The organism is Hungatella sp. SL.1.14, assembly GCF_024460495.1.
Lineage (GTDB): Bacteria > Bacillota > Clostridia > Lachnospirales > Lachnospiraceae > Hungatella > Hungatella hathewayi.
The window spans coordinates 1-24625 of the sequence record NZ_JANFYJ010000031.1 but is presented as its reverse complement, the minus strand read 5'-3'; the positions used below and the strand labels follow the sequence as shown (position 1 = coordinate 24625).

Annotated in this window: 21 protein-coding genes and 1 pseudogene; all 22 read left to right on the top strand. The window is 39.6% G+C overall.

Annotated features, from left to right (window positions below; translation table 11 throughout):
• The first annotated feature begins 52 nt into the window (after window positions 1-52).
• On the top strand, window positions 53-2194 hold the full coding sequence (locus NE473_RS25630) for a polysaccharide biosynthesis protein (RefSeq protein ID WP_055652214.1): 2142 nt from the start codon (window positions 53-55) through the stop codon (window positions 2192-2194).
• Between the two features lie 14 nt (window positions 2195-2208).
• The gene (locus NE473_RS25625) at window positions 2209-3504 is read left to right on the top strand and encodes a DegT/DnrJ/EryC1/StrS family aminotransferase (protein ID WP_006776215.1); all 1296 of its coding nucleotides are present in this window, start codon (window positions 2209-2211) and stop codon (window positions 3502-3504) included.
• Between the two features lie 240 nt (window positions 3505-3744).
• A complete protein-coding gene (locus NE473_RS25620; RefSeq protein WP_242866262.1) occupies window positions 3745-4782 on the top strand; it encodes a GNAT family N-acetyltransferase in 1038 nt (345 codons plus the stop codon).
• A 128-nt stretch (window positions 4783-4910) separates the two neighbouring features.
• Window positions 4911-5483 carry an acyltransferase gene (locus tag NE473_RS25615; RefSeq protein WP_118077584.1) on the top strand — a complete coding sequence of 191 codons (573 nt, stop codon included), beginning with the start codon at window positions 4911-4913 and terminating at the stop codon, window positions 5481-5483.
• 20 nt (window positions 5484-5503) lie between these two features.
• On the top strand, window positions 5504-6352 hold the full coding sequence (locus tag NE473_RS25610; protein WP_006776218.1) for a sugar transferase: 849 nt from the start codon (window positions 5504-5506) through the stop codon (window positions 6350-6352).
• Window positions 6345-7535 carry an ATP-grasp domain-containing protein gene (locus tag NE473_RS25605; RefSeq protein ID WP_006776219.1) on the top strand — a complete coding sequence of 397 codons (1191 nt, stop codon included), beginning with the start codon at window positions 6345-6347 and terminating at the stop codon, window positions 7533-7535. Before NE473_RS25610 ends, NE473_RS25605 begins: the two co-directional genes overlap by 8 nt.
• A 23-nt stretch (window positions 7536-7558) precedes the next feature.
• Window positions 7559-8740, top strand: a complete 1182-nt coding sequence (locus NE473_RS25600) for a Gfo/Idh/MocA family protein (RefSeq protein WP_006776220.1) — start codon at window positions 7559-7561, stop codon at window positions 8738-8740.
• Window positions 8741-8792: 52 nt separating this feature from the next.
• Window positions 8793-9821: a 3-deoxy-7-phosphoheptulonate synthase gene (locus tag NE473_RS25595; RefSeq protein WP_006776221.1), complete on the top strand. Its 1029-nt coding sequence runs from the start codon at window positions 8793-8795 to the stop codon at window positions 9819-9821.
• A gap of 28 nt (window positions 9822-9849) precedes the next feature.
• Window positions 9850-11016, top strand: coding sequence for a DegT/DnrJ/EryC1/StrS family aminotransferase (locus NE473_RS32900; RefSeq protein ID WP_055652212.1), 1167 nt, complete (start codon window positions 9850-9852; stop codon window positions 11014-11016).
• Between the two features lie 30 nt (window positions 11017-11046).
• Entirely contained in the window at window positions 11047-12249 is a 1203-nt protein-coding gene (locus NE473_RS25585) for a glycosyltransferase family 4 protein (RefSeq protein ID WP_006776223.1), read from the top strand.
• Between the two features lie 21 nt (window positions 12250-12270).
• Window positions 12271-13509, top strand: a complete 1239-nt coding sequence (locus tag NE473_RS25580; protein WP_055652211.1) for a hypothetical protein — start codon at window positions 12271-12273, stop codon at window positions 13507-13509.
• Window positions 13510-13545: 36 nt separating this feature from the next.
• Window positions 13546-14685 carry a polysaccharide pyruvyl transferase family protein gene (locus tag NE473_RS25575; RefSeq protein WP_055652210.1) on the top strand — a complete coding sequence of 380 codons (1140 nt, stop codon included), beginning with the start codon at window positions 13546-13548 and terminating at the stop codon, window positions 14683-14685.
• A 53-nt stretch (window positions 14686-14738) separates the two neighbouring features.
• On the top strand, window positions 14739-16496 hold the full coding sequence (locus NE473_RS25570; RefSeq protein ID WP_039893362.1) for a thiamine pyrophosphate-binding protein: 1758 nt from the start codon (window positions 14739-14741) through the stop codon (window positions 16494-16496).
• Between the two features lie 28 nt (window positions 16497-16524).
• Window positions 16525-17613 (top strand): NAD-dependent epimerase/dehydratase family protein, encoded by a 1089-nt coding sequence (locus NE473_RS25565; protein WP_006776746.1) that lies wholly within the window; start codon window positions 16525-16527, stop codon window positions 17611-17613.
• Window positions 17614-17616: 3 nt separating this feature from the next.
• A complete protein-coding gene (locus tag NE473_RS25560) occupies window positions 17617-18612 on the top strand; it encodes a glycosyltransferase (protein ID WP_050797866.1) in 996 nt (331 codons plus the stop codon).
• A gap of 40 nt (window positions 18613-18652) precedes the next feature.
• The gene (locus NE473_RS25555; RefSeq protein ID WP_055652209.1) at window positions 18653-20668 is read left to right on the top strand and encodes a pyruvate formate lyase family protein; all 2016 of its coding nucleotides are present in this window, start codon (window positions 18653-18655) and stop codon (window positions 20666-20668) included.
• Window positions 20669-20728: 60 nt separating this feature from the next.
• Complete coding sequence (locus NE473_RS25550; protein WP_055652208.1) at window positions 20729-22183, top strand: flippase; 1455 nt, start codon at window positions 20729-20731, stop codon at window positions 22181-22183.
• Window positions 22173-22352 carry a hypothetical protein gene (locus NE473_RS25545; RefSeq protein ID WP_006776751.1) on the top strand — a complete coding sequence of 60 codons (180 nt, stop codon included), beginning with the start codon at window positions 22173-22175 and terminating at the stop codon, window positions 22350-22352. Before NE473_RS25550 ends, NE473_RS25545 begins: the two co-directional genes overlap by 11 nt.
• On the top strand, window positions 22349-23188 hold the full coding sequence (locus NE473_RS25540) for a radical SAM protein (protein WP_006776752.1): 840 nt from the start codon (window positions 22349-22351) through the stop codon (window positions 23186-23188). Before NE473_RS25545 ends, NE473_RS25540 begins: the two co-directional genes overlap by 4 nt.
• Window positions 23189-23607: 419 nt before the next feature.
• Window positions 23608-23850, top strand: a complete 243-nt coding sequence (locus NE473_RS25535) for a hypothetical protein (protein WP_006776754.1) — start codon at window positions 23608-23610, stop codon at window positions 23848-23850.
• Between the two features lie 191 nt (window positions 23851-24041).
• On the top strand, window positions 24042-24203 hold the full coding sequence (locus NE473_RS33230) for a helix-turn-helix domain-containing protein (RefSeq protein ID WP_373237992.1): 162 nt from the start codon (window positions 24042-24044) through the stop codon (window positions 24201-24203).
• A gap of 349 nt (window positions 24204-24552) precedes the next feature.
• Window positions 24553-24625, top strand: a pseudogene (locus tag NE473_RS33225) (IS66 family insertion sequence element accessory protein TnpA); the annotation flags it as partial.

Sequence of the window (24625 nt, the reverse complement as noted above, 5' to 3'; positions counted from 1 at the left end):
AGCTTTTTGGGGGTTATGGGAGAACGGAGTATAAAGTACGGTGAGAGTAAATATGAGTTATTTAAAGGAAAGTAATAAAGTATCAAAACCTTCAAAAGGAAATAATTTAAAAAAAAGACATATCGAACATTGGAAAGTGATCGCTTTCTATCTTATTATATATGACATTATCGCAGTGAATTTTTCCTACTTTTTTGGTTTGTGGCTGCGGTTTGATTTGCGTTTCTCAAAAATCCCACAGGTATATCTCGATTCATACTTGAAATTTGTACCGCTTTATACGGTATTTGCATTAATTGTGTTCTATGCGCTGCATCTGTACAAAAGTCTATGGAGATTTGCCAGCTTTAGTGAATTAAATCGAATATTTGCGTCGAGTGTGATTACCACAGTATTTCATACTGTGTTTATTACTGTGTTACTCAAACGTATGCCGATCTCCTATTACGTGATCGGCTCAGCCATGCAGCTTGCGCTGGTAACTGCGGTACGGTTTGCGTATCGCTATGTGACGCTGGAGCGGACCAGAAGAGAACGGAATGTGAGCGCTGTCCACAACGTAATGGTAATTGGCGCCGGTGCTGCGGGACAGGTGATATTAAAAGAATTGAAAAGCTCAACGGAGGTTATGTCGAAGCCGTGCTGTGTAATCGATGATAATCCTAATAAATGGGGACGGTTTATGGAAGGAGTGCCTGTGGTTGGCGGGCGCGATTCGATCATGAAAGCAGTGGATAAGTATAGAATTGACCAGATTTTACTGGCGATTCCAACCGCATCTCCAAAAGATAAGAGGGACATTTTAAATATCTGTAAAGAGACCCATTGCGAACTGAAGAGTCTGCCGGGGATCTACCAGCTTGCCAACGGCGAGGTGTCGCTGAGCAGAATGAAGGCAGTGGCGGTAGAAGACCTGTTGGGAAGAGAGCCGATTAAAGTAAATATGGAGGAGATATTCCAATATATTTGGGGAAAAACGATACTCGTCACAGGAGGAGGCGGTTCGATCGGCAGTGAACTATGCCGTCAGATTGCGGGCCATGAGCCGAAACAGCTGATCATTTTTGATGTCTATGAAAACAATGCCTATGATATCGAACAGGAATTAAAAAGAAAGTATAAGGATAAGCTGAATCTGGTAGTTTTAATTGGTTCAGTGCGTGACAGTAGAAGAATCAATATGGTATTTGAGAAGTATAAACCGGATATCGTGTACCATGCAGCGGCACATAAGCATGTTCCGCTGATGGAAACCAGTCCCAATGAGGCGATTAAGAATAATGTAGTGGGTACATATAAGACGGCTTATGCAGCATTGAGGAATGGAGCACAAAAGTTTGTGCTGATCAGTACGGATAAGGCTGTTAATCCAACCAGTATTATGGGGGCGAGCAAGCGGCTCTGTGAGATGGTGATTCAGAGTATGGATGCGGTCAGCAAAGAGGGAAGGATGGATATATTGCCGTTTTTGTATGCGCATGCAAATAAAACAATTGATTGGCAGGTGGTGCCTGATCCGGTAGATCATATGGCTGTTGAGAGTGTAAGGGAAGAAAAAAACATGGACACCATTGGACAAGGAAGCAGAGCGAGAACTCAATTCGTGGCGGTTCGATTTGGGAATGTACTTGGAAGCAACGGTTCTGTTATTCCGCTGTTCAAGAAGCAGATCGAAGCAGGTGGTCCGGTTACGGTTACACATCCGGACATAGTTCGTTATTTTATGACGATACCGGAAGCGGTAAGTCTTGTAATGCAGGCAGGTACTTATGCGAGGGGCGGAGAAATCTTTGTTCTGGATATGGGGGATCCGGTTAAGATCGATACTTTGGCTCGGAATCTGATCAAGCTGTCAGGGTATGAGCCGGGAATTGATATTCAGATGGCTTATACGGGGTTAAGGCCTGGGGAAAAATTATTTGAAGAGAAGCTGATGGCAGAAGAGGGGATGCTTAAGACGGACAATGAGCTGATTCATATAGGGAAACCGGTTGAATTTGATACAGAGGAGTTTTTAATGCAGCTGGAGGAGCTTGCAAGGGCAAGTTATGAGAACAGTGACCATATTGTAGAGATGGTTAAAACAATTGTTACGACATTCCAGCCGGTGGGGGATAAGCCTACGGGAAAAGAGTTTTTAAGAAAAAGTGGACAGGGAGCCGGAGAGGCGGCAGTAACGACAGAAGAAGAGTAAAAGGAGTTGTAAAAATGAACAAAGAGCAAAAAGGTCAGGAAATGCAGCTTATTCCATTTACCAATAAAGTCTGGCTGAGTTCACCAACTATGCACGGTCAGGAAATCGAGTTTGTAAAAGAAGCATACGAATCAAATTGGATGTCTACGATTGGTTCTAATATAGATGAGGCAGAGCGCCTTATTTGTGATAAGACAGGCTGCAAATATGCGGTAGCTTTGGCGACAGGAACTGCTGCACTTCATATGGCGATAAAATTGACGGGGATAAAGCCGGGCGATAAGGTCTTTTGTTCGGATCTGACATTTAGTGCAACTGTCAATCCGGTGAAATACGAAGGTGGGGAAGCAGTTTTTATAGATACGGAATATGATACATGGAATATGGATCCGAAAGCGCTTGAGAAAGCATTTGAATTATATCCGGATGTGAAGACTGTGGTGGTTGCCCATTTATATGGAACTCCCGGGAAAATTGATGAAATTAAGAAAATTTGTAAAAGACACGGTGCAATGCTTGTGGAGGATGCAGCAGAATCACTGGGGGCTGTCTATAAAGGAACACAGACTGGAGTGTTTGGCGATTTTAATGCAGTCTCATTTAATGGCAACAAAATTATTACAGGTTCCTCCGGCGGGATGTTTTTGACAGATGATGGGGAAGCCGCAAAGAGAGTGAGAAAGTGGTCTACACAGGCAAGAGAAATCGCATCGTGGTACCAGCATGAAGAGTTGGGGTACAATTATCGAATGAGCAATGTGATTGCAGGAGTAGTAAGAGGACAGATCCCTTATCTGGAAGAACATATTTCACAGAAGAAAGCAATCTATTTGAGATATAAGGAAGCCTTTGAAAAAGCAGGACTTCCTGTTGAGATGAATCCATATGACAAAGAAAACAGTGAGCCAAATTTCTGGCTTTCCTGTCTGCTAATCAAACCAGAAGCGATGAGCAGGCAGGTACGGGGAGAACAGGAAGCGCTGTATATTCGGGAAAGTGGAAAAAGCTGCCCGACAGAAATATTGGAAGCACTGACCAAATACAATGCGGAAGGACGTCCAATATGGAAGCCCATGCATATGCAGCCGTTTTATCGGATGAACCCGTTTGTTACGAGGTATGGGAACGGAAGGGGAAAAACAGATGCCTATACCGACGGCAGAATAGGGGCTGCCTTGGGGAAGGACGAGCTGCTGCTGGATGTGGGGGCGGATATTTTTGAGAGGGGGTTGTGTCTGCCAAGTGATAATAAGATGAGTAAAGCGGATATGGATAAGGTGTGTGAAATTGTGAAGAGGTGTTTTGGGTGATAGGGCAGCATGGGCTGTAGAAAAACATGTATATTACAAGGCTGTTCTCACATATGGTGTTTGGGCATGAGCTCAAGAAAATGCTGAGAAATGACAGCATACCTGCGGTTGACTGTGTGTTTAACAGCTTTCTCGTAATATTATGACTCAATATTAATGATAGCCACAGTGTGGCACTATTATAAAAATAATCAGTTAGGAATGATTTAAGCAATGCAACATATAACAGAGATACCAGTCTTGGAAAGAGAACGCTGGGATCAAGCAGTAAAGTCCATTAAGGGCTACGATGTTTTTTATTTTAATGAATACGTGACTGCATTTATGCATGAGGATGAGAGTAAGGGAGAGCCGGTTCTTTTGTATTACGAGAACGGCTCTGATCGTGCTATTAATGTGGTTTTTAAGAGAGATGTGGCGATGGATCAAAAGTTGGCGGAATCTCTTCCAAACAACACATACTTTGACCTAATCACGCCCTATGGATATGGCGGTTTCATAGGTTCTATTACGGATTACGATGCACTCAACGCCTCTTATACAGCCTACTGCGTAGATAAGTCCTACGTCTGCGAGTTCGTCCGTTTTGAATTGTTCTCGAATTACCATATGCACTACAGCGGTGAGACAGAGACTCGGACACACAATGTAGTAAGAAGCTTAGATATTCCTATTGACACCATCTGGATGGATTTCAAACAGAAGGTCAGGAAAAACGTCAAGAGGGCTAACACATACGGCTTGGAGATCATAGTAGATGAGGATGGCACTCACATGGATGATTTCCTGCGTATCTATTACAGTACCATGGAGCGCAGTGATGCAGAGGATCAGTTCTATTTTAAGAAACCCTTTTTTGAAGAACTGATGTCCATGGAGAATTCGGTAATGTTCTATGTAAGATTCCAGGACAAAATCATCTCAACAGAGTTAGTGATCTATGGCTCAGAGAACTGTTACTCGTATCTTGGTGGTACAGAATCTGAATACTTTTATACGAGAGCTAATGATTTTCTGAAATTTGAAATTATTAAGTGGGCGAAAGAGAAGGGATTAAGGAACTTCGTCCTTGGTGGAGGTTACGGTGCCGATGATGGGATATTTCAGTACAAGATGAACTTGGCACCACATGGAATAAGGGATTTTTACATAGGCAGGAAGGTTTTTGATGAGGGAGCTTATCAGGAACTATTACATATAAGAAGCAAAGGTAATAGTGAGATGGAAAAGAAGCTGATTGATAGTGGATTCTTCCCCGCATATAGGGGTACCCATTAAGGTTACTCAGGGGAATCCGAGATTTGAAGATGTGAATAGGTTTTGACCTCATCAAAGATACTATAAGGATCATGGAAAATGTGTTTGAGAAGGCTGCAAGATAAAAATCATTTGTAGAGGGCATAAATATGAACAAGAAACGATTATTACAGACAATAGGTCTGACTCTGAAACGGGGAGCTGGGCAAAGAGGAGAATATTTGAGGGAGAAACATATCCTTGCATCTGTGGGAGAGAACGTTTATTTTCAGCCGAGATTAGTTCCGCTTTATCCGGAACTGATTAAACTGCATAATAATGTCATGGTATCGGCTGGAGTTCGACTCATCACACATGATGCATCTTTTGTAGTTCTGAATAGGCTTGGTAAAGGGGAGTTCCCTGAAAAGGTTGGTTGCATTGAGGTCATGGATAATGTCTATATCGGATATAACGCAACGATTATGCCCAATGTAAAAATTGGTAGTAACGTGATTGTAGGCGCAGGTGCTCTTGTGTCAAAGGATTTGGAACCTAATGGAGTTTATGTGGGAGTTCCAGCTAAGAGAATATGCAGTTTTGATGATTACATGGTGAGACATTGTGAAAATCCTGACAATCAGGGGGGGGGTATTCCTATCCCTATGTACAGCATAATCAAAACATATCTAAGAAAGAGATTGAGAAAGCCTGGGAGTTCTTTGAGACTGGTAGGAGTATAAATTCGGGAGGAGATTAGGCCGTGGACAAAAAAAAGAAAATTGCTATAACTGCGGCAGTGAGTGCTGGGGTAGGTGTAGCGTCATATAGATTGAGAAAATCGTTAAAACACAGTAAGGACAGTGAATCCATTACTGATTTAGACTCTAACAATACAGAAAGCAAAAGTATTTCGCAAGTGTTTTCACATACGGAGTGTTATTATGAAAAGCATATAAAACGTACTATGGATATTATTTGTTCAGGGCTTGCCTTAGTTGTTCTTTCACCTGTTTTTCTTGTTTCTGCCGTAGCAGTGTGGATTAGCCTTGGCAGACCAGTAATATTTGTTCAGGAAAGGTTGGGCAAAGATGAAGTGCCTTTTAATCTTCTGAAATTTAGAAGTATGAAAAATGTTTTTGATGAATATGGTGTGCCTCTTCCTGACCAGAAGAGGAGAACAAGAATTGGGAACATTATCAGAAAACTAAGCATAGATGAGCTTCCGAGCCTGATTAATATACTTAAAGGTGACATGAGCATTGTGGGACCAAGGCCTTTACCAACTAACTATGGACCTTGGTTTTACGAAAATGAGAGGAAGCGTCATTCTGTTAAAGGTGGATTAACCGGGCTCGCTCAGATAAATGGAAGAAATGTACTTTCATGGGAAGAACGCTTCGTCTATGATCTCCAGTATGTAGATCATATCACGTTCTTGGGTGATGTAAAGATTATACTAAAGACAGTAGAGAAAGTATTGAAGAGAAGCAACATCGGTGAAAGAGGCGTTAACTCCCCAGGAGATTTTCACGTTTATAGGTCTGGGATGACAGAGCAAGAATTGGTTATGTGGGAAAAAGAGAAAAGGGAGAAGGAATGTAATGCGTAGAAAAAAGTTATTAATGTTGAATGCAAGCAACAGCGATGTGCCGTTGATCCTTGCAGCTAGAGAAGAAGGGTTTTATGTAATAACCACAACGACTATGTCAGATTATATTGGGCATAAGTATTCTGATGAGTACATCTATCATGATTATATGGATTTTGATGGATTAGTAGAGCTGTGTAAGGAACATATCATTACTGCTGTATCTTGCGGTGTCAGTGACGGAGCTTCTTTTCCAGCCTCTTATTTGACAGACTATTTTGGCTGGAAAGGCCATGACTCATATGAAACTATAGGAAAACTCCATAATAAAGATGAATTTAAAGCTTTGGCTAAGAGACTCAAACTAAGATCTCCTGTTTCGGAGGGATTCGATAACATAGAAGGCGCCCTTGCCTATACTGAAAAGCTGACCTATCCAACAATTGTAAAGCCCGTAGATTTGGGTGGAGGACAAGGAATAAGTGTTGTCAATAATCCACAGGAGTATGCGAAAGCTGTGAAAGTTGCAATCAGTCGTTCCAAAATCAAGAGGATTGTTGTGGAACCATATATTGTTGGCACTCAGCATAGCTTTAGTTCATTCCTTATAGATAAGAAGGTAGTGCATTACTGTACATGGGATGACTTGAACTACTCCGACCGTTTTATGGTCTCCAAGGGATCTTATCCGGCTTCATATAAAAATGCAGAGTATATAGATAAGACTATATGTGAAGAAATTGAAAAGATTGCGGCAGAATTAAATCTTGTAGATGGTCTGCTCCATCTTCAGTTTATTGTTTCCAATGGAGCGCCTTATATTATCGAAGTGATGAGAAGGGCACCAGGGAACTGGGATACATGCCTTTCTTCTGTTGCGTCTGGAGTTGAGTGGAATAAATGGATCATCAGGGCAGAGGCGGGCATGGATTGCCATGGATTTCCTATGGGGCGTATCCAGAGTGGGTATTGGGGTTACTATTGTCTTCTTGGAAGCAGAAACGGCGAGATGAAGGATATCATGCTTTCAGAGGATATTAAAAAGAATATTATTCGCTTTGACCGATGGGTGGACAATGGATTTAAAATTACTGATTTTAAACATCAGAAATTAGCACTTTTCCAGTTCTGGTTCTCTTCTAAAGAGGAGATGAATCAGAAAATGGGTATAATAGATGATCTGATACAGGTAGAGTACAAATAAAAAGCAGAAGGGAGAGAGTGTGTGTGAATAAAAAGGGTGAAATATGTCTGGGTATGATAGGTGCCGGAAGAGCAACAGAGTTGCATATGAATGCACTGACTCGTTATACAGGAGTTCCTCTTTGCTTTAAATGGATTGCTGCGCATCGTTACGAGCAGGTGAACATGATGAAAGAACGCTATGGATTTGTGAACTCTTCCTTGGACTATCATGATATCCTTAACGATCCAGAGGTGGATATTGTAGATATCTGCACACCGCCATATGCGCATACACAGATGATAATTGAAGCTATGCGAGCTGGAAAGCATGTGATTTGTGAAAAACCTTTGACAGGTTATTTTGGCGAGGAAGGTGACGAGAGGCCCATAGGAATTAATGTTTCCAAGGTACACATGTATGAGAAACTGTGTGAGTCCTTGGAGGAAGTAAAAAAAGTAGTAGATGAATCTGGCAAAAAGTTTATGTATGCAGAAAATTTCGTCTACGCCCCTGCTGTGCGTAAAGCAGCTGAGATTCTTACAAAGAAGAAAAGTAAGATTTTATATGCAAAGGGCGAGGAAAGTCTAAAAGGATCCAGTTCTCCAGTTGCAGGAGAGTGGGATAAAACTGGTGGAGGCACTTTTATTCGTACCGGAGCACATCCTCTTTCTGCAATCCTCTGGCTTAAGCAGATTGAATCTGAAGCAAGGAGCGAAGAGATCACAGTTAAAAGTGTCTTTGCTGACATGGGGCATATAACACCATCCCTTTCAGATTATGATCATAGACATATCGCTGCTAGACCACATGATGTAGAAGACAACGGCACGGTTATTATTACATTTTCAGATGACAGTAAGGCTGTGGTGATTGCAACAGATGTTCTCCTTGGTGGAAGTAAAAACTATCTGGAGCTTTACTGCAATGATGCCGTAATCAATTGCACACTAACATTGTCAAACTTAATGAGTACATATTTCTTGGATGAAGATAACCTGGATGATGTTTACATCTCAGAAATGCTTCCTTTAAAAACAGGATGGAATAATCCTTTTGTAGAAGATGAGATCATTCGTGGCTATATGGACGAACTAAGAGATTTTGTAGAATCTGTTTATTTTGATAGAGAGCCGAAGTCTGGATTTAAGTTGGCCTATGATTCTATTAAGATCATATATGCTGCCTATAAGTCCGCAGAGCTAGGAAAAGCAGTGGAGCCGTAATGAAGTGAGATAAGAAAGAACAGTAAATGAAAGTAAATGAAGGTATGAATTAATGATACTTGTCAATAAACTGCCAGATGTGGAAGAAGTAAAAAATGAGTACCCTCTTACAAAGGAACAGGAAAATAATAGGGGAGTTTTCATTAAGCAGATAAGGGATATTCTCTCTGGCATAGATAAAAGAAAAATACTTATCATAGGACCGTGTTCAGCAGACCGTGAAGATACCGTGGTTGACTATATGGTGAGGCTTTCAAGAGTCAGAGAAGATGTTAAGGATACCATATTCATTATTCCGCGAGTTTATACTAGTAAGCCACGAACCAATGGAATTGGATATAAAGGACTTCTTCATAATCCAGACACAAATGATGCACATGAGGATCTAATAAGTGGAGTATTAGCCTCCAGAAAAATGCATTTGAAAGTAATACAGGAAACTGGCATGTATGCAGCCGATGAGATGCTATATCCAGATAGCCTTATGTATTTCGATGATTTACTCTCTTATCTTGCTGTAGGTGCGAGATCAGTTGAAGATCAAATGCACCGGGAAATGGCCAGCGGCTTTAATATTCCGGTAGGTTTAAAAAATCCTACAAGCGGAGACCTCTCTGTGCTTCTGAATGCAATATTTGCAGCACAGCATTCACAGCGGATGCTTTATCACGGCTGGGAGGTTGCAACAAAGGGCAATCTATATGCACATGCGATTTTAAGGGGATATATAGACCGAAACGGAAAGATGTATTCAAATTACCATTATGAGGATTTGAACGATTTCCATGATCAGTACATAAAGTTAAATTTGAAAAATAGTTCTGTTATCGTGGACTGCAGTCATTGCAATTCCGGAAAGAAATATTATGAACAGGAGAGAATCCTGGAAGAAGTACTGTCTGTGTGCAGCAGGAAAAGAGGGATATCCTCGTTAGTAAAAGGTTTTATGGTAGAAAGCTACTTAGAAGAGGGAAATCAGATGGTAGGAAGCGGAATATACGGCAAGTCCATAACTGATGGCTGTATCGGATGGGATAAAACACAAGAGCTGATTTATAAAATGGCTGACACATTAGCGTAGATGAAATAATGAATATCGGGGTGATATAGTGGCAGAGATAGGAAGTGAATTCTGGGAGGCAGCAGATACAGGCAAAAAAAAATACCTGATATCAGGTAGAGCTGCCCTTGAATACATTATACGTGATATTTTAGAAGAACACAGTGTTGACTCTGTTTTGATGCCTTCATATTGCTGCTACACCATGTTAGAGCCATTTGTAAGGCATGGCATAAAAATCAGGTTCTATGACATTTTCTATGATGAAGAAAAAGGCTTATGCGCTAAACTGCCGGAAGAGGATTATACAGAAGTTTCTAAAGAGAACCATGATAACGAGATTTTTTATTATATGACATTCTTTGGCTTTTCTCAGTTATCCGGGTTGGATGTAAAGCAAATCCGTGATATATACGGACTGATAATAGTGGATAGAACACATTCGTGGCTTAGCGATAGTACCTTCCAGGTAGAAATAGATGCTGACTATACATATATAAGTTTCCGAAAATGGACAGGTTTTTATGGGATCGCAGAAGCAATAAAGCAGCATGCACCTTTTGTCCTTGAGTTAGGAACAGTTGGAAGCGAGTATTCCGAACATAGAAAGGAAGCCATGATGATGAAGAATGATTATATCAAGTGGCAAAGAACTATCGAGGTTGATGAACATCTTTCACATGCTACTGAGATTGCGGAAGCTGAAGGACAAAAGAAGAATTACCTCAATAAATATGACGAAGCGGAGGATTTTTTGGATGAGCATTATGTAGGAAATAAGCCTACAACAGAATGTGTATATCAATTGCTTTTGGCTGACTGGAACTTTGTTAAAGGGCAGAGAAGGACAAATGCAGTGGTTCTGCTGCAAGGGCTGAGGGATATACCTGAGATCAAGCTTATGTATGGAGAGCAAAGTGAGATGGACGTACCACTATTTGTCCCCATTTTGGTGAAGGATGACAGAGATGGCCTGAGAAGACATCTGATTAACAAACAGATTTACTGCCCGGTACATTGGCCGTTATCAAAGTATCATCAGAATATCTCGAATCAAGGGAAAGAAATATATAACAGAGAGATCTCCTTGGTGTGTGACCAGCGGTATACCGAGGAAGATATGAACAGAATAGTCGATGCGATTAAAGATTTTTTTGATAAGAAAAGTGTAGCTTGTGAGCAAGTCACAAATATCAGAGATTATGTATGTAACTGATGTTGAATCAGTAGAAACGAGTTTGTAAGTATGAGAGAGACTACAGTAAATAAAACACTAAAAAATAGAAAAATTAAAATTGCATTTGTTTCATTGTTTTCAAATATCAGTGGCGCAACTTTAGCAATGCTTGAGATCATTGATAAGCTCATAGAAGATGGAAACTTTGATGTGATTGTCATTACCGGATCAAGGGGGACATTAGAGACCAGACTTGAAGAAAGGAATATTCCGGTTTTCAAGTGTTTGTTCTTCTCATGGCTAAAGGGGAGGGGAATAGTTGAGGAGATAAAGATACGGGTTAAGCGCGTTCTTTCATTCAGAAGTGAAATCCAGATTTTAAATATTTTAAAGCAGGAGAAAGTGGATCTCCTCCATATAAACACAGGAATTTCTCCGGTTGGAATTAAAAGCGCAAAGAAGCTTGGTATTCCTGTTATATGGCATTTGAGAGAGGAACCTGTTTCATATTTTAACAGGGAGCCGTATGATAAAAAAGTTGAATTACGCAGTATAAAACAGACTGACGCAATTATTACAATATCCAAATATATTTACGATTGTTACAAAGATAAATTCAACCATAATGCCAGAGTTATATATGATGGAGTATATACAGAAGGAGCCGACGATTTAAGAACAAAAGAGATTTTTACTGGAGAGACCGTTCATATGTCGTTATGTGGTTACAACGCTTTCAAGGGTCATGTGGAAGCCATAAAAGCGCTGTCACTACTCCTTAAGAAAGGTTATGAGAATATTTACCTTTACTTTTATGGGAATATAGAACCCACATTCAAAAAAAATCTTATGGCAATGGTGGAGAAAAGAGGGCTCGGTAACCATGTTAAATTTGAAGGTTATGTAGATGATATGCCAAAGAAGTGGGCTGAGTCTGATATTGGACTGATGTGTTCAGATGGGGAAGGCTTTGGAAGGGCTACAGTAGAAGCTATGGCTACCGGGGCGCTTGTTATAGGTGCAAATAAAGGCGCTACTCCTGAGATAATAGAAGACGGAAGAGGTTTTCTGTATGAGAAGGGAAATGCAAAGCAACTGGCAAGGAAAATAGTGTACGCAATAGAACATCCGGAAGAGGCAAGAAGGACAGCAAAAAATGGACAAAGATACATAACTTCTGGAACATTCTCTATGGATAGGAATATTGATAATTTGAAAAGCCTATACCAGGAAATTCTTGAAAAGAAAAAGATAACTTCGGTGAAGATATAAGAGCAAAAATGAGGTAAAAGCATGAATGCAACCACAGCAACGACGCTGACAAAGCAAAATACAGCAGTAAGGTTAATTAAACACAACGGGCTTGATAGAATATTTGCATTTTTATTTGCAGTTATGGTGATAGTGCAGCCTCTTCGTTCATTCTTACCAGTGACCCTTAGTATGGCGATTATTATTGCTTCGATTCCATACATACTTTTCTTTTTGAGCAGTAGATGGTTAAGTATGAAGAGCGTGTATTTTGTTGCCCCATATGCCATATTCCGTATAATCAATCATGGAACATCGGTTGAAGAATTTATTACTATGCTTTTTTTGATCTTGCTGGTAATTTTTCTAAGTAATAACTGGTTCGATTTCGATGATTTTTTTAAATGGACTGTGAGGATTAGTTGCTTTGCATCGGCATGTCTTATCTTACAGAACCTGGCGCATTTGATAGCTAATATTCACATTCCATTTTTAAACATTGGAATGTTGCGAGATGGCATGTCCAGCTATGAGACACTTATATCAACCGGAACGGCCTCCGGAGTTTATCGACCATCAGCTTTTTTTATTGAACCGTCTGCTTACACACAATATGCTTATCCTGTTCTGGTGTATCTGCTTTTTAAGAGTGGCAGCAAAAGAAGTCTTAAATTTGCATTATTGATAAGCATAGGAATTATCGCCAGTACATCAGGCATGGGTATTATGCTTGCTGTGGGCTTATGGGGATTATATCTGTTCTACAATAGTTTTGGAACAGGAAAAATTAAAAGAAAGTGGTTTGGAGTATTTATCGTTGCTGTATTAATGGTTCTTGTTGCTTATATTATGTCGCCACAGCTACAGTATAGTGTACAGAGAATATTTACTGGAATAGGAGGGCAAAACTCTGCCATCCAAGGCCGCTTAGGTGGAGGGCAATATTATATTTCTCTTTTTAATAGGTCAGAGTTTTTGTTCGGCACAGGTGATGCTGGAACCGAATTAACAATGTATATGTCTGGATTGTACCACTTGATTTATATTGACGGAGTCATATGCGCAGCCTTGTTTATTTTGATGTTTGCTGTGCAGGCTATCAGAAGAAGAGGGGGTGACAGGCTGTTGCCTTGTATTGTAATTTTGATGACCGTATTTTCAGACACTACGCTGATTCAAACCTTAGTATATGTCATGATATATGTTTTTGCTACTGTAAATCATGTGGAAGTTAAACAGCTCAAGAGGAAAATAAAAATAAGGGTACCTTCAAAACACTAATCCTCAGAAGATACTTAACAAATTGGAGTGATGAAGATGAAAAAAATCGGTTTAGTTACATTATGGAAGAGAAATTACGGGTCAGCACTTCAATGCTATGCAACGAAAAGTATGGTAGAAAAGATGGGGTATCACTGTATCCCTTTATATAGAACATTTCCTGGTATTCAGAGGTATACCTATTACCTGGGAGAGATAGTCCGATTTGCCATAGATAGTTTTCGGTATAAAGGGTATATATCAAAGTATACATCATTAAGATCTGCTGGAAAAAAATCTATAGGAAGCCTTTCGAAGAAATCCGAAGAGTCTATAGACCGGTTTGTAGATGACACATTGCAGCCTGAAGGTTACAGCTATAGCCAACTAAAGAATATAGGAAAATCCGAAGACTTCATTGCTTTTATTGCTGGAAGTGATCAGATATGGAATGGCTCCAGACGATATGACCTGGTATCCTTTTTAGGATTTGTATCGGACAAAAAAAAGATAGCACTTGCGCCCAGCTTTGGAAGTGAAATAGAAGACTATAATAAAAGGTCCTTTTCAAAAGAAATTAGAAAATTCCAATTATTATCCGCAAGAGAGCAGGAGGGTGTAGACAATATAGCAGAATTAACTGGCCGTGATGCTATTCGCCTGTCAGATCCGACCTCTTTCTTGACACCGGACGAATGGAGAGATTTCAGTAAGGCGGCAGATGATTTGGAGGGAGAGTACATATTCATTCATTTTTTAGACAAACCCTGTGATTTCGCATTGCAGGCAATGGAAAAACTTAGAAGTGATAGGGGACTACCGATGGTAGCATTTGCTTATCCGCAAGAAGAGTATGAAAGAATAAAGGGAATAAGGTTTTGCAATGGAGGGCCGAGGGAATATGTGAAGTATATAGATCGAGCAAGTTATGTAATGACTGATTCTTTTCACACTACATTGTTTTCGATATATTTTAATACTTCATTTTTTACATTCCACAGGCAGTATACTCACAATGCGAAGCAAACCAGTCGTATTTCAAACCTGCTCACATTGTATGGTTGTGAAGAACGTTTTGTTGCTGATATGGCTGCATTTATAGAGATATTAGATTCTGATTTGCCAGATAGTTTTGAAATCAGGGATAAAGAGCGACAAAAATTAATTGGATATCTAAAGAAAGCTTTAGATGACTGAGGATAGGTGCAAGTCAGGCACCAGTAAAATCAAAACTGTAGGAGGATGGTAATGTGAGCAATTTTTCCGAAGAGAAAAATGTGTTGATGATGATGAGTCTGATGAAGGCTCATAATATAAAAAAGGTGATTGTTAGTCCGGGAACCACAAATGTATCATTGGTTGTAAGCATGCAGCAGGATGACTATTTTGAACTTTATTCTGCTTATGACGAACGCAGTGCAGCTTACATGGCTTGTGGTATGGCGGCTGAGTGCGGTGAGCCGGTAGCATTATCATGTACCCAGGCGACGGCGTCCAGAAACTATTTTTCAGGGCTGACCGAGGCTTACTACCGAAAGCTTCCCGTTGTTGCAATTACATCCACGCAACACCCCGGGAGAATCGGACAGGGATTTCAACAGGCGATTGACAGGTCAGTACAACCTGTGGATACGGTAAAACTAAGTGTCCAAGTGCCAATCATTCATACAGCACAGGATGAGTGGCATTGTAATGTACTGATAAATAGAGCACTAACGGAATTACGAAGGAACGGCGGACGACCGGTGCATATTAACCTTTTCACCACATACAGCCGTGTTTTCAATCAGAATTCATTACCACAGGAGAGGGTTATTCAAAGAGTCACTTATTTTGATGCTTATAAGAATAGATTGCCAGAGATACCTGATGGTGTAAATATTGCCATATTTGTAGGCGCACATCGGAAATGGACAGTGGAACAGTTGGATGTTGTGAATGCTTTTTGTGACAAATATAATGCTGTCGTCTGCTGCGATCAAGTAAGTAACTATCATGGCAACTATAGAGTAAATGTTGTTTTGGCTTCTTATCAATGGGAATATAATACACCGGCAATGGGAGCGGATATCGTAATCCATATTGGGGAAATCACCGGAATGCCTCTTCGTATTCATGCGAAAGAAGTTTGGAGAGTTGATCCAAACGGAGAGATCATGGATACTTTCCAGACACAGAGATATATTTTTGCTATGGAAGAGGAGTATTTCTTTTCTGTGTATGCAGACAGAGCAACGGGGGCTTCAGACCATACTTACCTGAAATTATGGCAATCAGAAGCAAAGAAGATTTCTGAAGCACTACCTGAGTTGCCGTTCTCTAATGCCTGGTTAGCTAAAAATACGCTACCAAAGCTTCCAGAGGATTGTATCTTGCATATGGGCATATACAATTCGTATAGGATGTGGAGCATGTTTGAGGCACCAGGCAGTGTTGTGGGATATGCTAACACAGGTGGGTACGGTATTGACGGAGGGCTGTCTTCGCTTTTGGGGAACTCACTGGTTACAGACAAGTTGGTCTTTGGAGTGTTTGGGGATCTTGCCTTCTTTTATGATATGAACTCATTGGGAAACAGGCATTATGGCAAGAATGTACGCATCATCCTGGTTAATAATGGTTTAGGTACTGAATTTAAAAACCCTGATAACAGAGCTTATCAATTTGGAGATGATGCAAATCCCTACATAGCTGCCGAGGGACACAATGGAGCAAAATCCAAGAAATTAGTGAAACACTATGCAGAGGATCTGGGCTTTAAGTATTTATCTGCAGAGAATAAAGAAGAGTATATGGAAAATCTGCCTACATTCCTGTCACCGGAGATGGACAGCTCTATTATCTTTGAGGTTTTTGTCGATACTAAGGAGGATACAGAGGCCTATTCTGTACTGAGCCATTCTCATACTACAGTAAAGGGAAAAGTAAAAACGGAAGTAAAGAAAGTTCTGGGTGGGGAAGGAATAAAGACAGTAAAGAAACTGTTGGGTAGAAATAGGGATTTCTAAACCATTTCAATAGCGAGGTATAGTAAATATGCGAGTATTGGTGTTAGGTGGCACTGGAGCAATGGGGATGCCATTAATAGAGAAATTAAGCAATCGTGGCGAACAAGTATTTGTAACATCAAGATATCAACATGGTTCTGCCGAAGATATCCATTACCTGCGAGGTAATGCTCATGATGAAAACTTCCTCTCAGAGATACTCAAGCAAAAGTATGATACTATTGTGGATTTTATGATTTATAGATCTGATGAATTTGCATCGAGAGTAAATAGTCTATTGGAATCTACGGATCAGTATATTTTTACTAGCTCAAGCAGGGTTTATGCTGATTCGGAAAGTCCTATTACGGAGTGTTCATCCAGACTATTGGATGTAAGCAACGATGATACTTTCCTTGCGACAGACGAATACGCACTGGCAAAGGCAAGACAAGAGAATCTGTTATTTAACAGTGGTTCCTCAAACTGGACAGTTATTAGACCTTACATAACATACAATGTTGAAAGGCTTCAGTTGGGTACTATTGAAAAGAATGTATGGCTGTACCGAGCGTTACATGGCAGGAACGTTCCTCTGCCCAAAGATGTGGCGTGCCATCAAACCACAATGACGTGTGGGGGGGATGTTGCACAGGCTATAGCTGACCTCGTTGGAAACAAAAGAGCTTATGGTGAGGTACTTAATCTGACCGGAACGCAACATATGGAGTGGTGGGAGGTATGGAAGATTTATAGTAGAGTGTTGCAGGAGCATGCCGGTATAACATCAAAACTTTACCAACCAGAGGATAGCAGTGGTATCTGTAAGGTTATGGAAAATGAATATCAGGTCCGATACGACAGGTTATTTGACAGGACATTTGATAACTCCAAATTACTTTCTATATGTCCTGATTTAAGCTTTGTGTCTATGGAAGAGGGACTCACAATGTGCCTTCGCAAGTTTATCAAAAAGCCAAGTTGGAAGGGAACTTTCGGATGTGGGGTAGAGGCGTATTTAAATAGGCAGACCGGAGAGAAGACGAAGCTATCTGAGTTGGACAGCATAGCAACAAAGCTCAGATATCTTGGCTATAGGTGGATGCCAGGGATTGTGAATATTTTGAAGGGAAGATAGAAATTGGAAAAAGAAAAAATGGAAGCACGCAATGTTTGCGTAGCTACGGTCACTTACAACAGAAAAGAGTATTTGTTAAGATTATTAAATGCTTTGAGTGAGCAGACGCATCAAATTAATACCATCTATATTGTGGATAATCACTCTGTGGATGGTACTATGGAAATGCTTTTCCAACAGGGTATTATAGTTGTTAATGGGATATCACAATCTGGATTTTCAGGTTTGTGGAAGGGAATTAGAATAAGCTACCACTATAATGATACCAACACTGGAGGAGCAGGAGGATTTGAAAAGGCTTTTAAAATAGCATTTTCAAACAATCATGATTTTCTTTGGGCAATGGATGATGATGTTCTGCCTGAAAAAGACTGTTTAGAAATACTTTTGTCAAAGTTGGATGAGGGGCATAAAGTGACCATTCCATCGCGAACAGATGAAAATTTTACGGATCGTATTTCAGTATCATATAATCTGACGAATCCGTTTGTTTTTAAGGTGAATGGTAGGTATAAAATAGTATATTCAACAGAATTAAAAGAAGAATGTGTTGACACATATGCATTCCCCTTAGAAGGACCTCTTTTTTGCATGGATATTGTAAGGCAAGTTGGATATCCTGATTCCAGCTATTTCATTATGTACGATGACAGCGATTATGCAAGAAGGTGTCTTGCTTATACTAAAATCAGATATGTGACTTCTGCCTGCCTGCACAAGCAAATTATTCCACCTGCTAATGATGAGTTTTCCTGGAAAGGATACTATGGATATCGGAATTGCTTTTTATATGATATGAAGTATGGAAAGAATATAGGAGTTCGCAAACTCAGACCATTTTTTATTATGATGGCCACGTATTTAATGAATAAATACGTAAGACATAAGGATTTAGTAGCAGATACAGTAAAAGTAGCTTTTAAGGATGCAGTGGCTGGAAGGACTGGAAAGACCGTAGAGCCTGGAAAATTAGAAGAATACTTGGAGAAACGTAAATAGTCGAGTATGGCCTGCATACAGTAAGAAGGTAGTTTTTATAATGAATTTAAAAAATTTTATTGTAGATAAAATAAAGAGAACAGACATATATCAGAATAAGAAAGAAGAGGCATATTATTCAAGTCGAAGCAATATGCTTTCCATGCTGACCCCGGATGAAAAATCTTCAAGTAAAAGGCATGTTTATTTCAAGAAAAGCAAAGCAGATGAGTATAACAAAATGTTTGGACTCATCAACATTACAATACGGTTCGGCAACAGATTCCAGACATGGATAGATACAGGATTATACTTCAGCAACATATATGCGCTTGAAGACAACACAACCCCTGATTATGAGCTTATTCTGGATAATTCCATCAATGATTTGATTAATAGATCAGGAAATTATAACAATAGCGTTTCTTATGAAGTCCAGATTATGCTTCGTGGTATCCTTTCATATATTGATCGAATAGTTGAAGAAATCCAAGAGGCCATACTGACATTAAAGGATACAGCAGATATTGACAGACTGAACAATACTAAAACGTATTTCCTGCGAATGAAGGATCAGAAATGTTCTTCCCTGGAGGAGGCATTGCAAAGAATACTATTTTGGTCAAGTCTCTTTTGGCAATCTCAGCATACATTGGTTGGTATCGGACGTCTTGATAAAGTGCTGGCAAGATATAAATTAGATATACCAGAGTCTGTTCAGATTATTGGAGACTTTTATAGTGAAATGCATAGGTATTTTGCATTTAAAAGTTCCGGAAAACTTCTCGGTGATACGGGGCAGATTATTGTATTAGGTGGTATTGATCCTAATGGTGACTATTTCTGCAACGAATACACACATATATTCATAGAGGTAATGAGGGATAAGCCGATTCCGGATCCTAAGATTTTATTACGTATTAGTTCAAAAATGCCGGATGATTTATTAGAGCTTGCAATTCAATGTATAGCAACCGGTGTAGGGTGTCCCCTGTTATCAAATGATGATGTTATCATCCCTGCCTTAGAGGAGTTTGGATATACACATGCCGATGCATGTAATTATGTAACTTCTGCGTGTTGGGAGCCCATGGCGTATGGTAAGTCTCTTGAAAAGAATAACATTAAATCTATAAATTTTGGAAGATGCTTTGAAAAGACATATAACAATGATGAGTTCACAGCATGCAAGAACTTCGAAGGGTTACTTACATTGTTTCTTAACGAGGTCGATAGAGAAGCAGAGACCGTAATTAATATATTGAATGATATTAGATGGGAGAAGAATCCTCTTAGAAGTCTATTCACGGAAGATTGCATAGTGAAGGGAAAAGATATATCCGAAGGAGGAGCTACATACAATAATTATGGGGTTTTAACTGTTGGGCTGGCAAATGCTGTTGATAGCCTATTGAATATTAAAGAACTGTGCTTCGAGGAAAAGAAATTTACGCTGGATCAGGTAAGAAGTATTTGCAGGGAAAGCAATTTTGAATCAGTTGATTCCTCTTTAAAGAAATGGTATGGTACAGAGAATACTCAGGTCGCTCAATTAGTAGAGCAGATGACAGACAGAGTGTATAATAATTTGTCATCTTATAGAAACCGTTTTTATGGGAAGGTGAAGTGGGGATTAAGCGCTTCAAACTATGTGGAATCCGGAGCTGTAGTTGGTGCTACATTTGATGGAAGAAACAAAAATGAACCTCTTGCTGTTCACATATCAGCACCATCGGGTGTGGCATATACGGAGTTAATCAATTTTGCTTCTTCTCTTGATTATTCCGGCCAGAGATCCAATGGAAATGTAATAGACTATTTTGTTACACCGGATTTTATTAAAAATAATCTCAAAAAGTTTACACTGTTTATTAAGGCGTCAATTAAGAAAGGTTTCTTTCAGATGCAGATGAACGTTGTAAGCAGCAAAACATTGATTGCCGCAAGAAAAGATCCCAGCGCATTTCCTAATTTGATTGTTAGAGTTTGGGGCTTTAGTGCCTACTTTAATGATTTACCGGAGAATTATAAAGATATTCTGATCAAACGTGCGATAGAAAGTGAAATAGCCGTTTGACCTGAAATAAGGGGGATTGTTATCTGAATATGGGATTAATGCGATCTGAGGGGGATAATAATGGCAAGGAAAAGCATTAAAAAGAATTATCTGTTTAACTTAAGCTATCAAATATTGCTTTTAATCACACCATTAATAACAACTCCATATGTTTCTAGGGCATTAGGAGCAGACGGGATTGGAACAGTGAGTTACGCTGGATCAATGGTAACTTATTTTACACTATTTGCGACACTGGGTATAACTATCTATGGACAAAGAGAAATATCATATGTTCAGGACTCCGCTGATAAGAGGTCAAAGGTATTTTGGAACACAAAGATTCTTGGTTTTTTTACCTCCGGTTGTGCGTTCCTTATATATGTAATATTTAGCCTCTTCAATGATAATACTCCCTTATATCTCGTACTCGCATTTAATATATTAGCGGTATTTGTTGATGTAACATGGTTTTTCCAGGGATTAGAAGAGTTTGGAAAAATAGTTATCAGGAACACGATAATTAGAATTATCAGTATCTTATACATTTTTATTTTTGTAAAGACTAAAGATGATATTCTGGTTTATGCATTTGGACTGGCTGTTTTTGTTTTCTTAAGCAATCTGTCTCTGTGGGCATATCTTCCCAAGTATATTACTAAAATAAGTAAAAAAGATATTCATCCATTTAGGTTATTACCTACAGTTATTACCTTATTTGTGCCAACTATTGCAATTCAGGTGTATACTGTGCTTGATAAGACAATGATCGGTGTCATAACTCAAAGTTCCTTTGAAAACGGATATTATGAACAGGCATTAAAGATATCAAGGACTATTCTAACGCTTGTTACCGCATTGGGTACCGTTATGATACCGAGGATAGGCTACTATTTTGAACTTGGAGATACAGATGAGATAAGGCGATTAATGTATCGTGGATACCGCTTCGTTTGGTTTCTCGGAGTTCCATTGTGCTTGGGATTGATCAGCGTATCTTCTAATTTAGTGCCTTGGTTCTTCGGACCTAATTATGATAAGGTCGTTATTCTACTGAAGATACTTGCTCTTTTAATATTAGCAATAGGAATAAATAATGTGACAGGCATGCAGTATCTGATACCATCAAAGAGGCAAAATATTTTCACATTTACAGTTGTATTTGGCGCATGTGTTAATTTTGTTTTAAATAGTATTTTTATTTCATTGTGGCAATCAATAGGGGCAGCCATTGCTTCAGTGGTTGCAGAGATGAGCATCGCTGTAATTCAATTGATAATTGTGAGAAAGGAGCTTTCCCCCCTTAGGGTAATAAAAGAAGGCGTGCATTATTATATAGCAGGACTTATCATGTTTGGTGTTGCATATATGTTAGGAAATGCGTTGTCACCGTCCATTCTTCACACAAGTATTATAGTTATAGCTGGTGCAGTGACTTACTTTGCTGTTCTATTTATTATAAAAGATCAGTTTTTTATATCTAATATTAAGAATATAGCTAGTAAAGTTATTAGTAGAGGTAGACATGAAGTATGATTATTTAGTAGTGAACTCTGGCCTTTATGGCGCAGTAGCCGATAAGGTAGTTTATACTGGCCCGATTGATGCCTGTTTCGATTATCGATTAGGGGAATATAAATATTATGACATGGATCAGGTGATTGCCGCTGCCTTTGATATGTGCGATAAAGAGATCAGATCATGATGGACAAGATATTAGTTACCGACATCCAGAGATTTTCTTTTCATGATGGCCCGGGAATAAGAACTACAGTTTTTCTCAAAGGGTGTTCCATCCGCTGCCCATGGTGCAGTAATCCAGAGAATCTTGAACCAGCCATACAGAGATATATAAAGGATGGAAATGAAGGTCTCTACGGCAGATGGTATAGCAGTGCAGAATTGTATCAGGAAGTGATCAGGGATAAAGAGTTTTATATCGGTGATATTACAGAATATAAAATTACAGATCCTATGATGTTAGACAAACTTCCAGGAGGAGTGACATTCTCTGGAGGAGAGTGTTTATTGCAGATGAGTGAGCTGGAGGATGTACTACGGAGGCTGCATTCTGAAAAAATACATATTACAATAGAAACCAGTTTATTTTCAAATATCGAGCAATTAGAGATAGCATTGAAATATGTTGATCTATTTTATGTAGATATCAAGATTCTGGATAAGATGCGTTGTAGAAATGTGCTCAAAGGCAATTTAGATAGTTATTATAATAACTTGAGCGTTCTAATGAAAAGAGGCGCACTGACTGTTGCTAGGATTCCGGTCATTGCAGGATTTACAGATGACATTGAGAATAGAGAAAGAGTGGCTGAACTGCTTGGAAGCTTTCAAGGTAATCTGCTTAAAGTTGAAATTATAAAGGAACATAATCTGGGGATTAGTAAGTATCAGTCACTGAGAAAAGCAGGAACATCCATTAAAGTTCCAGACTACAAAGGCGTGGAGGATAATATGCTTATTGATTATCGAGCACGGTTGAAGAAATATGTAAATGTGCCGGTAGAAGTGTGTAAAATATAGGTATGAATATTAGAAAATTTAAATCCGACAGCATCACTTTCAGTAACAGAGCTTCGATCTACTACGGTAATGAAATGGAGTTCCTGCATAATCCAATAAACCCCAACTGCTTGACTCACACTTCCAGCTGGGGGTATAATATAAGCGAGGATTTTTTTAATAACGCAATATCCGTAAAGAAACTGGAAAAAGCAATTCGGTTGGGAAACTTGGGAGCGTAGTTTGTTCTGATTTCTTCATTAACGTTTGAACGGCTTCAATTTGTTAGTGCTGAGAATGCAGTGTGGGATAAATACTGTGTGTTAAAATCAAAAGGGATAAAGTGGCACTTTCTGAGTATTTGAACAGTGACCGAAGACCTGGTTATAGTGCAGATGAACTGTATATGCTGGATATTATGCGTCAGGGGGAGAAACCAGATGATCCACGCTTATGATGAAATGTATGTTGAAGGAGCCATGATTCACATGGGTGATATGATAGAATATGCCTGCCCGGATTGCAGGTATGCTCCTGATGGATTCTGGAGAATGTTTCTCCAGAATGAAGTGGTACGCCGTTTTGAAATTGGAGATGAGTCTGTGGTAGCAGGAAAGTCGGGATCGGAGTTGGCCATACGTGGATTTGGCGGCGATAGAGAAGAGCGAAATGATCGATACTAGAGCGGCTGGCTGCTTGCATATTTTAAGTGGTACACAGCGCAGCCGTTTTCTGTTATCTGGAGCAGTATCAGCATTCGGAGGCTGCAAAAGATGTATCCTGTATTTCACGAAGCAGTTATTGCTAAAGTAGCGGACATGTTATTAGAGATTTAGAAACCGATAAAGAAGACTTGATCAGTAATCTGCGTCTTGTGCGTGGAATGATACAGCAGGAGTTAGCTGGTCGTGCTCACATGAGTATTTCGCAATTGCAGCGATTGGAATATGGGGAGCGAAAGTCTTGGAATTTGTCATTGAAATCAGTGTTAGCGCTTGCAAATGCGCTGGGTGTTAATGTAGAGGAATTGGATTAAATCAGAGAGAGTGCCCGGATGTCTGTCATAGATGTCCGGGCGTTTATTTTTGTTGTGATATAGTATAGTTGTAACGTAAGTGGCTTATAAGATACGTAAGCGCCAAGTATTAGGGAGGCTGGCGCTTTACTACCAAATACTCCATAATAGTAGATAGCTAGATGCAAGCATTTTACTCTGGAATACAATAAATCCCATTGTCAGGTGCGAGCACTTCACTACATATTTGTGGAGGTGTTAAAAAATGTCCAATTACAATGCCAGAGTACCAGCTGACAAGCAATACCAGCTGATCATGGAATGCAGGAGCAGCGGTCTCACTGATTTTCAGTGATGCAAGGAACATGGGATTCATCCCGGGACCTTTTACAACTGGGTCAGCAGACTCAGAAAGAAAGCATGCCGTGAGATTCCTGAATCCA